This window comes from Anaerohalosphaeraceae bacterium, assembly GCA_037479115.1.
Taxonomy (GTDB): Bacteria; Planctomycetota; Phycisphaerae; order Sedimentisphaerales; family Anaerohalosphaeraceae; genus JAHDQI01.
This window is the reverse complement of record JBBFLK010000010.1, coordinates 13,687-30,229: the sequence shown is the minus strand read 5'-3', so window position 1 is coordinate 30,229 and position 16,543 is coordinate 13,687. Positions and strand designations below refer to the sequence as shown.

The following is a 16,543-nucleotide window of genomic DNA, read 5'->3' as shown; positions in this document are numbered from 1 at the left end:
CCTATGAATAAACCTCCCGTAGATGCTGCCGAATACACAGCAGCAGTTTGGCATGAATTTTATTGAGCGTCCGATACAGCACATGCAGCTCCTTGCCGGTTTGTTCGGCCATCCGTCGGGTCGAACCGCCCGGTTCATAACGCATCTGTATCAAAGACAATTCATAATCCTTCAATTGCTGAAGGCATTTTTTCAGAATCGGCAGCCGTTCATCGATATTGGGGTGTTCGTGGTTTTTCTCTGCCAGAAGATTCAGCATATCTTCGCTGAAGTAAACTTTATCCTTTTTTTGGTGTTTATAGTAATTCAGGATCTGGAAATGGGCTATTTTCAGGGCCCAGGCGGAAAAATTCGTAGATTTGTCAAACTGGTCAAATTTGGACCAGAGGACGGCGGCCGTTTCCTGGATAACGTCATCTACATCCGACCAGTTTGGAATCAGGGCCCGTACAAACCCATAGAGCCGGCGTTCGTTAGCCAGATAGAGTTTGATAAAAAGCCGGTAGTCTTCCGATGTAAGATTTTTTCTTTCTTCCGGCATATTTACTCCAGTTCCATACAGATTTCTCCGTTCTTGGATATAGAAGTTTTCCGAAAAAATTAGAGGTTTTTTAAAAAAATTACCCATTTTTTATTCAGTCACAGATTCAAGATGTACTTTGGCATGAAAAAGGAAATATACGTTGACAGAAATTGCTTTTTTTTCCAAAAAAGTTAGGCAAAAAAGCGATTCGTGTTCTATTTCCCTATGAGACAAACCCAGTATGTGGGGTAGGTTTAAGGAAAAACTTGTCTTTTTTGTCCGGCATAGACGTTTTGGCTGCAGCGAAAACAATCAATCTGGGGGTTTTATGAGAGAACGCTGGGGAACTTTCTGTGCGTGTGCTGCCGTATTTTTTATTCTTGCGTCGACTGGATTTTCCGGTCCCCGATATATGGAAAAACTCGACAGGGGGGTGATTGCCGTACGGTCGGGAAATTCTAATTATATTGGATGGAGATTGCTTGGAACTGACCCGGCTGATATCGGATTTAATGTTTATCGGGGCTCCGTAAAGCTGAATTCCACCCCCATTACGAACTCCACCAATTATTTAGATACCGGCGGAACCCTTTCGAGCACGTATCGAATTGCTCCCGTGATTAACGGAATCGAACGCAAAGCCACTGACCCGGTCAGCGTTTGGTCCACCCCCTATCTGACGATTCCTCTTCAGGTGCCTGCCGGCGTAACGACACCGGACGGTTATACCTGCACCTACAGTCCAAACGACTGCAGTGTGGGCGACCTGGACGGGGACGGGCAGTATGAGATTATTGTCAAATGGGACCCGGATAATTCAAAAGACAATGCCCAATCCGGATATACGGGGAATGTTTATCTGGATGCCTATAAACTGGACGGGACGTTTCTGTGGCGGATTGATTTGGGAATCAATATTCGGGCCGGGGCTCATTACACCCAGTTTCTGGTGTATGATTTTGACAGTGACGGACGGGCGGAAGTGGTCTGTCGAACAGCTCCTTTTACCAGGGATGGACAGGGCAATTATGTCCTGATGCCGGGCGATACGCTGACGGATTATCGCAATTCCAGTGGGTATATCATTACCGGTCCGGAATATCTGACGGTTTTTGACGGGCTGACGGGGGCCGCACTGGCGACAACGAGATTTTTGCCGGACCGGGGCAGCGCCAGTCAGTGGGGGGACAATTACGGCAACCGGTGCGATCGTTTTCTGGCTGGTGTCGCCTACCTGGATGGACAGCGGCCGAGTATTATTATGGCCCGCGGATATTACGGTCCCCAAAGCGGGTACTCGGCCCGAAATGAGATTACCGCCTGGGACTGGCGCAGCGGACAACTTACGCTGCGCTGGTGGTTTAAGGCCCACACCAGCGGCCCCAACAGCAATTATATCGGCCAAGGCTGTCACAGTTTGAGTATTGCCGATGTGGACGGGGACGGCTTCGATGAGATTATTTACGGGGCCTGCGCGATTGACCATGACGGAAAGCCGCTCTATTCGACTGGACTGGGGCACGGCGATGCCCTGCATGTATCAGATATGGATCCGGACCGGCCGGGGCTGGAGGTCTGGCAGTGCCACGAATCTTCGCCTTATGGGGCCACGTTCCGGGATGCAGGAACCGGTGAAGTCATTTTCCGTTATACGGCGAGCGGGGATACGGGCCGGGCCTGTGCCGGCGACATCCGGGCCGATTATCGAGGATACGAAGTCTGGGCTTCCACCGGTGTGCCGTTATCGACCTGCACCGGAATCAGCCTCGGCAGTCACTCCAATCCCATCAATTTTATGGTGTGGTGGGATGGGGATTTATTGCGGGAATTTCTCAACAGCAACGTAATCAGCAAATACGGTGTTGGCACACTCCTGACGGCAACCGGCTGCTCGGCTAACAACGGGACCAAATCGACCCCGTGTCTGTCGGCTGACCTTTTCGGGGATTGGCGGGAGGAAGTGATTTGGCGAACGAATGACAATACGGCTTTGCGGATTTATACGACTACAGCGGTTACCAACCATCGGCTCTATACACTGATGCATGATTCGCAATACCGTGTGGCGATTGCCTGGCAGAATGTGGGCTACAATCAGCCGCCGCATCCGAGTTTTTACCTGGGAGACGGAATGGCGCCTCCGCCGGTACCGAATATTATTTTAGCCGGCGACAATTGGGTCTACGGCGATTTCACGGACGACGGGGTTGTGAATCTGGATGATTTGCCTTCGTTTGCAGACATCTGGCTTCTGAACGATTGCGGTCTGACCACCGGACTGGACTTGAATGAGGACTGCCTGATTAATTATTATGAGTTTGCAGTGTTTGCCGAAAACTGGGAAGGTCCGGAGCGGGTTCCGCCGGCGGTTCCGACGGGGTTGCTGGCCTGGGCCGGAGACGGAATGGTGACGCTGGACTGGGCGGATAATACGGAATCCGACCTGCTCGGATACAATGTGTATCGTTCGGAAACCTCCGGGAGCGGGTATATCCTGCTCAATCCGAATCCGCTGACGGCTTCGGCGTATGTGGATACGTCCGTTCAAAACGGATTGACTTATTATTATGTGGTGACGGCTGTGGACAAGCGGGCCAATGAGTCGGCGTATTCGAGTGAAGTTTTGGCGGCGCCGAACAGCATCACCACGATTGTCATTCAGGAAAACGAGCCGGGATTTATCGGAGTCTTCACCGGGACGATTGACAGCAATAACGCGGGCTTTACCGGTACCGGTTTTGCCAATACGACCAATGCCGTCGGGATGTATATTGAGTGGTCCGTGTATGCGGCCTCAGCCGGCACGGTCCAGCTGCAGTGGCGGTATGCCAACGGCAGCAGCAACAACCGAACGGCTGCCGTGAGTGTCGGCGGAGTCACCCAGGCGGCGAATATCAGTTTTCCGAGCACCGGCAGCTGGACATCGTGGACCACGTCGGCTTTGGTTCCTGTGTCTTTGTCCGCCGGAAACAATCGGATTCGGCTGATTGCAGAAATGTCCGAAGGTCTGGCCAATATTGACTGGATGTCAGTGACCGGCGTTTCGCCTCTGCCGGGTTCATAGAACAACGTTTTTTGTCAGGGAGGACAAAAATGAGAGGGCTTGGATGGATTTGGGTTTTGGGTATTTTGGCGTCAGGCCTTTCAAACGCGCAGGACAAGGCTGAAGCAGGAGAAGAGAAAATCGCCGCCAAACCGCTGTATCGGGACCCAGTGTATGACGGGGCGGCGGACCCCGTGCTGGTCTGGCATCCGGAGGAAAAAAAATGGCTGATGTTTTATACCAACCGCCGGGCCAATGCCGCCGACGCCGAAGGAGTCAGCTGGGTGCACGGAACGCCGATTGGGATAGCCGAATCCGCTGACGGCGGAGCGACCTGGACCTATCGCGGAACGGCCGACATCGGCTATAAAAAAGGAGATGATACCTACTGGGCCCCCGAGATTGTCCATCACGAAGGCACCTGGCATATGTATCTGACCTATGTGCCGGGGATTTTCCGCGACTGGAACCATCCGCGGCAGATTCTTCATTTGACCAGCCGAAACTTAATCAACTGGGAGTATCAATCCACCCTTTCGCTTGCCTCCGACCGGGTGATTGATGCCTGTGTGTTTCGGCTGCCCGACGGCACGTGGCGGATGTGGTACAACAACGAACGCGACGGCAAGTCCATCTATTATGCGGACAGCCGGGATTTGTATCAGTGGCAGGACAAAGGAAAAGTGCCCGGACAGTGGCGGGGCGAGGGGCCGAAGGTCTTCTGGTGGAGGGGGTTCTATTGGATGCTGGTGGATGTCTGGGACGGGCTGGGCGTGTACCGCTCGTCCGATGCTTTGAACTGGCAGCGGCAGAAAGACAACCTGCTTCGAGAGCCGGGAACGGGAGCGGATGACCAGGTCAAAGGCGGCCATCCGGATGTGGTGGTCAGCGGCGACCGGGCGTTTGTGTTTTATTTCACGCATCCCGGCCGGCGGGGAGAAGATGCCCGAAAAGACGGGTTTGAGCAGCGGCGCAGCTCGATTCAGGTCGCGGAACTTTTTGAGAAAGACGGACAGCTTTTCTGCGACCGCAACCGGCCGGTGAGAATTGACTTGAAAGGAACCTCCGTGAGCCGCCGGGACATGCAGGCGGTTTATGAGCAGGTCAAGACGCCGTATAAGTATGGTATCGTAATTGAACCGCCTGCGGGCAAGATGGTCGACGGGCCGACGGTCTTTCGTCATCAGGGCCGTTGGTATATGATTTATTTTCAGATGGAAGACAACCCCGCCGGCTATACCACCCATCTGGCGGTCAGCGATGATTTGGTGCACTGGAATCCCCTGGGGGTGATTCTGCCGCACGGCCAAAAGGGGGCCTGGGACTGGGTCCAGGCCGCCGGCGGGATTGCTCTTTACGATTATCGGTGGGGTGGGGATTATGGACTGCGCACCCATGACGGCAAGTATTGGCTGTCTTATCTGGGCGGGGAGAAGGAAGGGTACGAAACGCCGCCGCTGTCCATCGGGCTGGCCTGGACGGATGACCCGACGTCGGCCAAACCCTGGCAGCGTCTGGCCGAGCCGGTTCTGCGGCCCTCAGACCCGGATGCACGTCCTTTTGAGAGAAGGACTTTGTTTAAGAGCCATATTATTTATGACCCTCAGCTGACGGTTGGGGCTCCGTATGTGATGTTTTACAATGCGGCCGCCCGGGAAGGCGGAGAACGCATCGGAATGGCCGTTTCGCACGATATGGTGCAGTGGAAGCGGTTCGGGCCGGGTCCGGTTGTGGAAAACCGCTCGCCCTCCGGAAAACCCGGCATCAGCGGGGACCCGCAGATTGCCAAAATCGGCGACCTGTGGGTGATGTTTTATTTCGGGGCCTTCTGGCGGCCGGGTGCGTTTGATACCTTTGCCTGCTCCTATGATTTAGTAAACTGGACCAAATGGGACGGCCCGGATTTGATTGCCTCCTCCGAACCGTGGGACCAGACCTATGCCCACAAGCCTTGGGTTGTCTATTGGAACGGAATCGTTTATCATTTTTACTGTGCGGTCGGACAAAAGGGCCGGGCGATTGCTCTGGCGGCTTCAAAAGACCTGAAAAAGACGGCGGAACCGTAAGCCGTACTGATAGAAAACTGTGCAGAGGAGTTTTTATGAATTTGCAGAGACTCGTTTTGTTTCTGGGGCTGCTGGGACTTTCCGCAGCGGCCGCAGCCGGAGAGTTTAACGCCTGTGAATACGGGGCGGTGCCGGACGGAAAGACCGTCAATACCAAGGCCATTCAGAAAGCGATAGACGCCTGTGCACAGGCGGGGGGCGGAACGGTGATGTTTTCGCCCGGCACGTATCTGACCGGTTCGATTTTTCTCAAAGAGCGGGTGGATTTGCGGGTGGATGAGGGGGTACTCATTAAGGGGGTTCAGGATGAGTCGGAGTATCCGGAAATCTATACGCGCGTGGCGGGGATCGAGACGGACTGGCCCGCAGCGCTGATTAATGCCCACAACGTGTCCAACGTACGGATTTACGGCAAGGGGACGATTGACGGCTCCGGCTCGATGTGGTGGGACAAATACTGGATGATGCGGCGGGAGTATGACCCCAAGGGCCTGCGCTGGGTGGTGGATTATGACTGCAAGCGGCCGCGGCTGATTCTGATTTACAATGCCTCCAATGTGAAGCTGGAGGGCCTGACGCTTCAGGAGCCGGGCTTTTGGACGGTTCATATCTGCTACAGCACCAATGTCGTCGTGGACGGGCTGACGATTCGGGCCAACCTCGATGAGCGGGTCGGCCCCAGTTCGGACGGGATTGACATTGATTCCTCCTCCAACGTGCTGGTGCAGAACTGCGATATTGACTGCAACGATGACAATTTCTGTCTGAAGGCCGGACGGGATGCCGACGGGCTTCGGGTGAACCGTCCGACGTACAATGTGGTGATTCGGGACTGCATCGCCCGCCGCGGACACGGGCTGATTACCTTCGGCAGCGAGACCTCCGGCGGCATCTACAACGTGGAAGCGTACAATCTGAAGGCCTACGGGACCAGCACCGGCATTCGGTTCAAATCCACGCAGGGACGCGGCGGCACGGTGCGGGATGCCTACCTGCACGATATTCAGATGCACAATGTCCGTGAGGCCATTAAGCTGGATTATGACTGGTATCCGGCCTACAACACGGTGCCGGAGGAGGTGCGCAGGCAGCTGGAAGCGGAGGGCCGGGAATTTCCCAAACACTGGAAGGCGCTGCTCCAGCAGGTGCCGGAGGATTTGGGCACGCCGTATATTCGCGATATTACCATTCGCAACATCAAGGCGGTGGATTCGGAAACGGCAATTTCCGTCAGCGGACGCAAAAATCAGCCCGCCGGTTTCTTCTTGCTGGAAAACATCGACATCACCGCCAAAAAGGCCGGTGTGATTAAGAACGCAGAAAACTGGGTCTTTCGGAATGTCCGAATTCAGGCGGAGGACGGCTCAAAGGTTCGCTTTGAAAACTGCCGAAATATGACGGGGCTTGAATGAACACAGCAGCGCTCTTTTGCAGGAAGGCGCACAGAACAGCGGTCCTTCTTTGGATTATTTCCGTTCTTTCCGGTCCGGCACTTGCCCTTGAAGTTTGCGGGGTGTTCGGGGATTCGATGGTGCTCCAGCAGGGCCGGCCGATTCCGGTCTGGGGGAAGGCATCGTCGGGGGAGGAAATCACCGTGCGGCTGGCTGGACAGGAAAAAAGCGTCCTGGCCGATGCGTCGGGCCGTTGGCGGATTGTACTGGAGCCGATGCTGGCCGGCGGGCCGTATGAAATGACGGTTTCCGGCAGGAGCGAACAGCGGCTCTTTGCGGATGTATGGATAGGCGAGGTCTGGCTTTGCTCGGGCCAGTCGAATATGGATATGACGGTCGCTCGGGAGGACCGGTACTGGTGCGGCGTGCTCAACGAGGAGGCGGAGGTGGCGGCGGCCGACTGGCCGGGCATTCGGGTCTTTGATGTGCCGTTCGGCACCTGTGATGAGCCCCTCGATGATGTCGAAGGCCGCTGGGAGGTCTGTTCGCCGGCGACGGTGGGGCATTTTTCGGCGGTTGCGTATTTTTTTGCCCGTGAGATTCATAAAAAACTGAATGTGCCGGTCGGGCTGATTACAACGGCTTACGGAGGCAGCACCGCCGAGGCCTGGGTCAGCCGAAAAGCCCTCGAAGCCGAAACAGACCTGCATTTTCTGCTGGAGGAGTACGCCCGAAAATGTCAGGAGTTTGACAGCGGGGCGGCTCAAAAGAAGTATGAAGCGGATTTGGCCGCCTGGAAAGAGGCCGCCGCCAGAGCCGAAGCCGCCGGAGAAAAGCCGCCGCGAAAACCCGCTGCTCCGAAAAATCCGCATCTGGACCAGCACAGCCCCTGCGTGCTGTTCAATGCGATGGTTTCCCCGCTGATTCCCTATGCCATTCGCGGGGCCCTGTGGTATCAGGGAGAGTCCAATATTCCGACGGCGGCGGTGTATGACCGGATTATGGAAACACTCATCCGCGACTGGAGAAGCCGCTGGGGACAGGGGGATTTTCCGTTTGTGTATGTGCAGCTGGCCGGCTACGGCAAGCCGCCGGCGGAGCCCTGCCGGGGCGGAGGGACGACACGGGTGCGCCAGGCCCAGGCGAAAAATCGAACGCTCCCCAATGCTGCGATGGTTACGGCGGTCGATATCGGGGAATCGGACAACATTCATCCCAAGAACAAACAGGAAGTCGGCAGGCGTTTGGCCCTGGCGGCTCGTGCGCTGGCCTATGGGGAAAAGATTGAATACTCCGGCCCCGTCTTTGAAAATATGGCGGTGGAGGACAGCTGCATTCGTCTGTCTTTTACACATATCGGAGGCGGGCTGGTCTTGAAAGAACGCAGTCCGAGCGGATTTGCCGTCGCGGGTCCGGACCGAAAATTTCACTGGGCCGATGCCCGGATCGAGGGCGATACGGTGGTGGTCTGTTCGCCGCAGGTTCAGGAGCCGCTGGCGGTGCGTTATGCGTGGGATGATTTTCCTGTTGTGAGCCTGTATAACGCGGAAGGATTGCCTGCCGTTCCATTCCGCACAGATTCTTTTGAATAGAAACAGGAGTAAGAAATGAATCGATGGGGCCGATTGGCTCGGCAGACGGCCGGGCTGATGATTGCGATTGGATTGTCCGGATGGGTCTTTGCGGCACAAACGCAGGTCGGCTGGCCGACACCGACGGCGGAAAACAAACCGTGGACCCGATGGTGGTGGCTGGGCAGTGCAGTCAACGAAGCCGATTTATCTTTCCTGCTGGAAGAGTACAGCCGGGCGGGCATCGGAGGAGTTGAAATCTGTCCGATTTACGGCGTCAAGGGATATGAGGAGCAGTTTATTGATTTTCTTTCGCCGAAGTGGATGAAGATGCTGGCCCACACGACGGCGGAGGCACAGCGGCTGGGAATGGAGGTGGATTTGACCACGGGGACGGGCTGGCCGTTCGGCGGGCCGCATATTCCGGATGAGCTGGCCTCGATGAAGGTGCTTTGCGAGCGGTATTCGGTTTCCGGCGGGCAGGTCTTTGAAGTGTCGGTTCCGAAAAATTCGAGGGCTTATCTGATGGCCGTGATTGCCGTTGCGGCCGATGGACGCCGGATGGATTTGACGGCAAAGGTCAAAGAGGGCCGGCTCCGCTGGGAAGCGCCGCAGGGCAGCTGGACAATTTATGAATTGTCGGGCCGGCGTCCGGTGCAGAAAGTCAAGCGCGCCGCCCCGGGCGGAGCGGGAAACGTCGTGGACCCGTTTTCGGTGTCGGCCCTTGAAAAATACCTGGCGGCTTTTGACAAGGCCTTCGCCGGGTACCGCGGACAGATGCCGCGAGCCCATTTCCATGATTCGTTTGAGTATTTCGAGGCGGACTGGACGGCGGAGTTCTTTCGGGAGTTTCAGAAGCGGCGGGGCTATGACCTCCGGGACTACGTTGAGTTTTTGTTCGGGGAGGATTCATCCGATACAGCCGCCCGCGTGAAGTGCGACTACCGCCGGACGCTTTCTGACCTGCATATTGCCTATATCGAGCGGTGGACGCAGTGGTGTCATCGATACAAAGGGCTCTCCCGCAATCAGGCCCACGGGGCGCCGGCCAATCTGATTGATTTGTATGCCGCAGCGGACATTCCGGAAACGGAAATCTTCCGTTCCGTGGACAGCCGGCAGATTCCGATGATGAAGATGGCCTCTTCGGCGGCCCATCTGAAAGGGCAGCCCCTGACCTCCGCCGAGTCTTTTACCTGGCTCAAAGAGCATTTTCAGGCCTCGCTGGCGGATGCCAAAGCCGCGGCGGATTTCCTGTTTTTGTCCGGCGTCAATCATATTTTCTTTCATGGGATTCCGTATTCCCCGCAGGAGGCCCCCTGGCCGGGCTGGCAGTTTTATGCGTCGGTCAATTTCGGACCCGGCGGCGGGCTGTGGCAGGACCTGCCGGCGTTTGCGGACTACCTGACCCGCTGTCAATCCATCCTGCAGGCGGGCCGGCCGGACAATGAGATCCTGCTGTACTGGCCGGTCTATGATTTGTGGCAGGATTCGAAGGGCTTCTATCAGGCCTTTCGAATCCACAACCAGGAACAGTGGTTTTATGACAGTGCCTTTTATAAGACCGCGATGGCCCTGTGGAGCCGGGGATACGGATATGATGCCGTTTCCGACAGGTTTCTCCAAAAGAGCGCCGTTCGGGATGGAAAAATTGTTCTCGGAGGCAATTCTTATTCGGCGGTTTTGGTTCCGGCCTGCCGCCTGATGCCGACGGAGACCCTCGATACGCTGCTGAAACTGGCCGACAAGGGGGCTGTGATTTTGTTCGATTCGGGCCTGCCTTCGGACGTTCCCGGACTGAAAGATTGGCAAAAGAGACGGGAAAAGCTGAACAGCACGCTGCAATCTCTTGCTTTCCGGCAGGAAACAGCCGGTTCCTTCCGTTCCTGTTTGCGCAGGAAAGGAAAGATTTTGGTTGGGGACATCGAGCCGATGCTCCAGTCCGTCGGGATTTCCCGGGAGGCATTCACGGATGCGGGCATCCAGGTCGTTCGAAGAAGTCATCCGGAGGGGTACTATTACTTTCTGGTGAATCAGAGCCAAAAGCCGCTGGAGCAGTGGCTCCCGCTGGGCAGGCCGGCCCGTTCCGTTGTTTTGATGGACCCGCTGCATTCAGACCAAGTGGGGTTGGCAGCCGTTCGGAACAAAGATGGACAAACGCAGGTGTACATCCAGATGACGGCGGGACAGTCGCTGATTTTGAAAACCTTCTCCAGGGAGATGCCGAATGCGTCTGCGTGGACCTATCTGCGTCCGAGCTCAGGTTCGGTTTCTTTAGAAGGGCGATGGACGGTTGAGTTTATCCAGGGTGGTCCATCGCTGCCGAAGCCGCGTCAGATTGAGCAGCTCAGTTCCTGGACTCAGTGGGGCGATGACGAGGCCGAGCGGTTTGCGGGGACGGCTCGTTATACGCTCGAGTTTGAAAAGCCCGCCGGCACCGCCGAGGATTGGATTCTCGATTTGGGGACGGTTTGCGAGAGTGCTCGGGTGCATCTGAACGGCAAAGAAGTTGGGATTTTCTGGACGCCGCCGTATGCGTGCCGAATCGGCGGACTGCTGCGTGAGGGCCTCAATAAACTGGAGATTGATGTGACCAACCTGGCGGCCAACCGCATCCGGGATTTGGACCGTCGGCAGGTTCGCTGGAAATATTTCTATGATATTAATGTAGTGAATATCGACTATAAGCCTCTGAATGCGGCGGACTGGCCGCTTCGGGATTCAGGCCTGTTGGGACCGGTGCGTCTGATTCCGGCAAAGATTTTGAATCCGCTTGAAGAACCAAGCCGAAATGCGGATAAGCCGACTCTTTTTATTATTGGGGATTCCACAGTGAAGAACGGCACCTCTGGTCTGCAGGGCTGGGGAGACCCGATAGCAGACTTTTTTGATTTGTCGAAAATATCTGTCCAAAATCGGGCTATCGGCGGACGCAGCAGCCGCACCTTTTTAACAGAAGGGCGATGGCAAAAAGTGCTGGAGGAGATGAAGGAGGGCGATTTTCTGCTGATTCAGTTTGGGCATAACGACAGCGGGCCATTGGCGACAGGCAGGGCTCGTGCTTCTCTGAAGGGAATCGGTGACGAGACGCAAGAAGTGGTGTTGGAAGCGACGGGACAAAAAGAGGTGGTTCATACCTATGGGTGGTATCTGCGAAAATACGTGCGCGAAGCGAAAGAAAAGGGGGTTCAGCCGATTCTTTTATCACCGGTTCCCCGCAACATCTGGAAAGACGGCAGGTTAACGAGGGCCGGTTCCGATTATGCCGCGTGGGCGGAGCAGGTTGCACAGGCCGAGGGGGTTCCTTTTATCAATTTAAATGAATCGATTGCCTGTGTTTATGAACAGCAGGGACAGGAAAAGGTCACGCAGGAGTTTTTCTTAGAAGACCATACCCATACGACCCCGGCCGGGGCCCGTCTGAGTGCGGAAATTGTGGTTCAGGAAATACGACGGCTGGACAAATGCCCTCTGGGACTATATTTGAAATAATGCTATAACAAGATATAGTATATAGATATATATTCTTCAGAAATTCAAACATTTCTTGACTTTCAAAAAAACTGTTCTATAATTCAGAATCAGCCGACGCTGGATTTTCAGGCGGAAAGGGTGAGTTATGACAGTTAAAGGAACTATAAGCCGTGCGGTTGCATAGTGTTACATCCTGTATTGTGCAGCGGTGCAGGGTGCACGGACGGCTTGTTGCTATAGATAATGATTCTTCAGGGAACCTGCAGAAACGGCGGCGATTCCGGAGAACCGAAGTTATGGCCGACTAAACGGACAATTTTTTCGGCCCGCCTTCGCGATTCCGGTTAGAAAAGGGCCGACGGTTTGCAGGAAAAAGTGGTAACCTGAAGGTTTCCACTTTTTTGTTTTTATTGGATTAAGGATGCGGATTTTATGAATCAGGATGTATTACGAATCGTGGAGAACATCTCGCGGGACAAGAATATTGACAAGGAATCCGTTTTTCAGGACCTTGAAGCCGCGATGGTTTCGGCAGCACGCAAGCACTTCGGGGCTCCGCCGGAAAGTGATATTACCGTCCATATCGACCGAAAAACGGGAGATATTTCCGCTTTTAAGGACGGCACTCCGATTGATATCCAAAGATTGGGACGGATTTCGGCCCAGACAGCCCGTCAGGTGATGATTCAGAAACTCCGCGAGGACGAACGGGAAAGTATTTTTAGTGAATATGCTCAAAGGAAAGGGGAGATCGTCAACGGAACCGTCGCCCGTTTTGAAGGCGGGGTTCTTGTGGTAAACCTCAGCCCTCGAGTCGAGGCGATTTTGCCCAAGTCTGAACAAATTACCGGTGAAACGCACCACCCCGGCGAACGAATCCGGGCGATGATTCTGGACGTGCGGGAGGCTTCCAGCCAGGTGAAGATTGTTTTGTCCCGCACTCATCCGGATTTTATTCGCCGTCTTTTTGAATTGGAAGTCCCGGAGGTCAGCGAAGGGATTATTGAAATCAAGGCGTTGGCCCGAGAGGCGGGCTATCGAACCAAGATAGCCGTTGATTCGACCGATGACAAGGTGGATCCCGTTGGGGCCTGTGTCGGAGTTCGAGGAAGCCGGATTAAGAATATTGTCGATGAACTGGGTGGGGAAAAAATCGACATCGTTCCCTGGAGCGATTCCTCGCAGGTCTTTATTGCCAACGCGCTTCGGCCCGCCAAGGTCAGCGAGATTGCGATTTGTTTTGAGCTGGGACGGGCGACGGTGGTGGTTCCTGAAGACCAGCTGAGTTTGGCAATCGGCAAGCACGGGCAGAACGTCCGCCTGGCGGCTCGTCTGACCAACTGGGATATTGATATTTTGACCCCGCCGGAGTATAACCGAGAGGTCGAGCGGCTTTCCGCCTGCATCGGAAAGATTGAGGGACTGGATGATTCCTTCGTCGATAAACTGCTGGCGTTGGGAATCATCTCGGTTTTGGACTTGGAGGAAGTCGGAGTCAAGCCGCTTGTAGAGGAGCTGAAGATTTCTGAAGAATTGGCCGCCAGGGTGATTCAGGCGGCCCAGACCGCTGCCCGAGAAATGGCTGCGGAAGAAAAAATGACGCAGGCCGAAGGGCTCCTGATGCAGGAGAAGGCCCGCAGCGAAAGAAAACGAAAAAGTTAATTGTGTACACGTCTCCAAGAAGCTTTTTCAGGACTTTTCAGGGACTGTACAGGAGAATTCAAATTGGCTAAGGCGGTAACAAAAGTTTATCTTCTGGCGAAAGAGCTGGGAGTCAAAAGCCAGGCGATTGTGGCCAAGTGTCAGGCCGAAGGCCTGGATATCAAGACGCATATGTCTCCTCTGACCGCCGGGCAGGTGGCAACCATCCGGGAGTGGTTCAGCGAAGGAGAGCACACCACCTCTGTCGAGACCGCCGAACGAGTTGATTTGGAAAAAGTGCGGGTGGCCCGTCGAAAAAAGGTTTCTGCCCCGACCGAGGAAGAAACCCCCGCCGTTCCGACGGTTCAGGAAGAACCTACTGAAACCGTTCAGGCGGCGGAGGCACCGGCGGAGACGAAAGAAGCCCCGCAGCCTCAGGCCCTCTGTCCTGCCGAGGCGCCGGCGGCTGAAAAGACAGAACCCGAAGCGGCGTCTGCGCCTGCGCCGTCTGCTGCGGCAGAGACCGCGCCGGTTCAGGAAGCGCCCAAGCCGCCAGTCCAGGAGGTACAAACCGTCCCGCCGGCCCCGGCTGTTCCGCCTCCCCCGCCGGCTCCGATTCTGCCGGCCGGCCCGAAACTTGAAAAGCCCAGACCCGCCCAATTGACCGGCCCGACGGTGATTCGGGTCGAAAAACCCGAAGCGGATTCTCGCCGGTTCGGCGGCAAGCGGCCTCGCCCGCCGATGAAGGGGCCGGAGAGGGCTGTTCAGCCGCTGATTCCTGTGGTGGAAGACGACGCGGATACAGTCGCCAAAAAGCCCAAAGACAAAACACACGGGCGCCGAAAGCACCACGCCGATGAAGAAGAAGATCGTCTGCTCAAAGGCGGGCCGAAGCGGATTCGGGAGCGGGATCTGGAGGAGCGGCGGGCTCGTCTGGCGGCTGCGGAAGGAGAATGGATTCGCAACCGGCCGCCTCGGCGGATTGAAACGAAAGCCAAGGCCGAAGAGCCGGCGCCGCCGGTGGAACGGCCTGCCAAAGCGGTTGTGACCGAGCCGATTTTGGTCAAAGACCTTTCGGCGGCTCTGGGGGTTAAGACCAGCGATATTATCGCCAAACTGCTGGCGGAAGGGGTGATTGCCACTGCCAACCAGGCCATTTCCGTCGACACGGCGGAACTGATAGCCCTCGAGTTCGGTACAGAACTGGTTGTGGAGCGCAAACGCACGGTTTTGGAGCAGATAGAAAAGGAATTCGAGCAGCGTCCGAGACTTCATTTGCAGAAGCGGCCTCCGATTGTCACGATGCTCGGTCATGTGGACCACGGCAAGACCAGTCTGCTGGACCGAATCCGCAAGACCTCGGTAGCGGCCGGAGAAGCCGGAGGAATTACGCAGCACATCGGCGCTTATCAGGTGGAAATCAACGGCAAGCGCATCACCTTCCTGGATACGCCGGGCCACGAGGCGTTTACCTCCATGCGGGCCCGCGGGGCACAGATGACCGACATTGTGGTGCTGGTTGTGGCGGCGGATGACGGGGTGATGCCGCAGACGGTCGAGGCGATTCATCACGCCAAGGCCGCCGGTGTGGAAATCATTGTGGCCCTGAACAAAATCGACCTGCCGGGGATTGATTTACACCGCATTTATGGTCAGCTGGCCGAACACGAACTGACCCCGGCCGAGTGGGGCGGCAATACCGAAATCGTCAAAACCAGCGCCGCCACCGGACAGGGCATCGAGGATTTGATTGAGCATCTGGACTATATTGCGGAACTGAAAAACTATCAGGCCGACCCCACCCTCCCTGCGATGGGCTGGGTTGTGGAGGCCAAGATGGCTCCCAGCCGGGGAGCGGTGGCTACGCTTCTGATTAAAGAAGGCCAGCTGAAGAAGGGGGATATTGTCCTGGCCGGCGGGGCCTGGGGCCGAGTCCGCACGATTACCGACAGCTGGGGACATGCCGTCAAGTCGGCCCTGCCTTCCATGCCGGTGGAAATCACCGGGCTGGACGGCGTTCCGCAGGCGGGCGACAAGTTTTACTGCCTGTCGGATATCAACCGGGCCAAGGCGGCGGCGGAGGAAATCCGAACCCTCAGCCGCGAAGAATCGCTGGCTCGCCGTTCTCAGGTGACGCTGGACAACTTGTTCAAGCATATCGAAGCCGGCAAAATCAAAGAGCTGAATCTGATTGTGCGGGCCGATGTGCAGGGCTCTGTGGATGTGCTGGTTCGTTATCTGACCGAATTGAGCACCCCGGAGGTGAAAGTCAAGGTGATTCACGCCGGCGTCGGAGGCATCACGGAAGGCGATGTGGTGCTGGCCCAGGCCTCGGATGCCATCATCATCGGCTTCAATGTGGTTCCCGAAGACCGGGTCCGGCAGATGGCCGAGGCGGCCCGGGTGGATATCCGGCTTTACAATGTGATTTACCGCATCACGGAAGATTTGAAGGCCGCGATGAAGGGCCTTCTGGAGCCGGTGGAGCAGGAAAAGACGCTCGGCCGGCTGGTGGTGCGGAATACCTTCAAGATTTCCGGAGTCGGCACGGTCGCCGGATGCTTCGTCGAGAACGGCCTGGTCACCAAAAATGCAAAGCTGCGTCTGATTCGCAACAATATCGTCGTCAAGGACAATTGTGCCATCGAGTCGCTGCGGCATTTCAAAGACGATGTTCGCGAGGTCAAGGCCGGCCTCGAATGCGGCATCAAAATTGCCGGCTTTGATGATGTCAAGACCGGCGATGTCCTGGAGGCCTACGAAATCGTGCAGGTTTCTCGGGAGCTGTAGCAGACTGAGGCGGATTGGGTTGGGACTGACAGGGTGGAAACGGT

General features: G+C 56.0%; 8 protein-coding genes. 7 read left to right on the top strand and 1 reads right to left on the bottom strand.

Translation table 11 applies throughout. The features are described from left to right. Position 1: 1 nt before the first annotated feature. Entirely contained in the window at positions 2-541 is a 540-nt protein-coding gene (locus WHS88_06460; GenBank protein MEJ5259815.1) for a sigma-70 family RNA polymerase sigma factor, read from the bottom strand. A gap of 394 nt (positions 542-935) precedes the next feature. On the opposite strand from WHS88_06460, the gene WHS88_06455 reads away from it, so the two are divergent. The 7 genes from WHS88_06455 to infB all read left to right on the top strand — a co-directional run bounded on the left by WHS88_06455 (position 936) and on the right by infB (position 16,499). Further along, a complete protein-coding gene (locus WHS88_06455) occupies positions 936-3,587 on the top strand; it encodes a carbohydrate-binding domain-containing protein (GenBank protein MEJ5259814.1) in 2,652 nt (883 codons plus the stop codon). Positions 3,588-3,616: 29 nt separating this feature from the next. Further along, the gene (locus WHS88_06450; GenBank protein ID MEJ5259813.1) at positions 3,617-5,632 is read left to right on the top strand and encodes a family 43 glycosylhydrolase; all 2,016 of its coding nucleotides are present in this window, start codon (positions 3,617-3,619) and stop codon (positions 5,630-5,632) included. Positions 5,633-5,667: 35 nt separating this feature from the next. Next, a complete protein-coding gene (locus WHS88_06445) occupies positions 5,668-7,044 on the top strand; it encodes a glycoside hydrolase family 28 protein (GenBank protein MEJ5259812.1) in 1,377 nt (458 codons plus the stop codon). Further along, the gene (locus WHS88_06440) at positions 7,041-8,615 is read left to right on the top strand and encodes a sialate O-acetylesterase (protein MEJ5259811.1); all 1,575 of its coding nucleotides are present in this window, start codon (positions 7,041-7,043) and stop codon (positions 8,613-8,615) included. The genes WHS88_06445 and WHS88_06440 overlap by 4 nt, the downstream gene beginning before the upstream one ends. A gap of 15 nt (positions 8,616-8,630) precedes the next feature. Further along, entirely contained in the window at positions 8,631-12,086 is a 3,456-nt protein-coding gene (locus WHS88_06435) for a glycosyl hydrolase (GenBank protein ID MEJ5259810.1), read from the top strand. Between the two features lie 414 nt (positions 12,087-12,500). Further along, positions 12,501-13,730 (top strand): transcription termination factor NusA, encoded by a 1,230-nt coding sequence (nusA, locus tag WHS88_06430; GenBank protein MEJ5259809.1) that lies wholly within the window; start codon positions 12,501-12,503, stop codon positions 13,728-13,730. Positions 13,731-13,793: 63 nt separating this feature from the next. Continuing rightward, positions 13,794-16,499, top strand: a complete 2,706-nt coding sequence (gene infB / locus WHS88_06425) for a translation initiation factor IF-2 (GenBank protein MEJ5259808.1) — start codon at positions 13,794-13,796, stop codon at positions 16,497-16,499. The last annotated feature ends 44 nt before the right edge of the window (positions 16,500-16,543 follow it).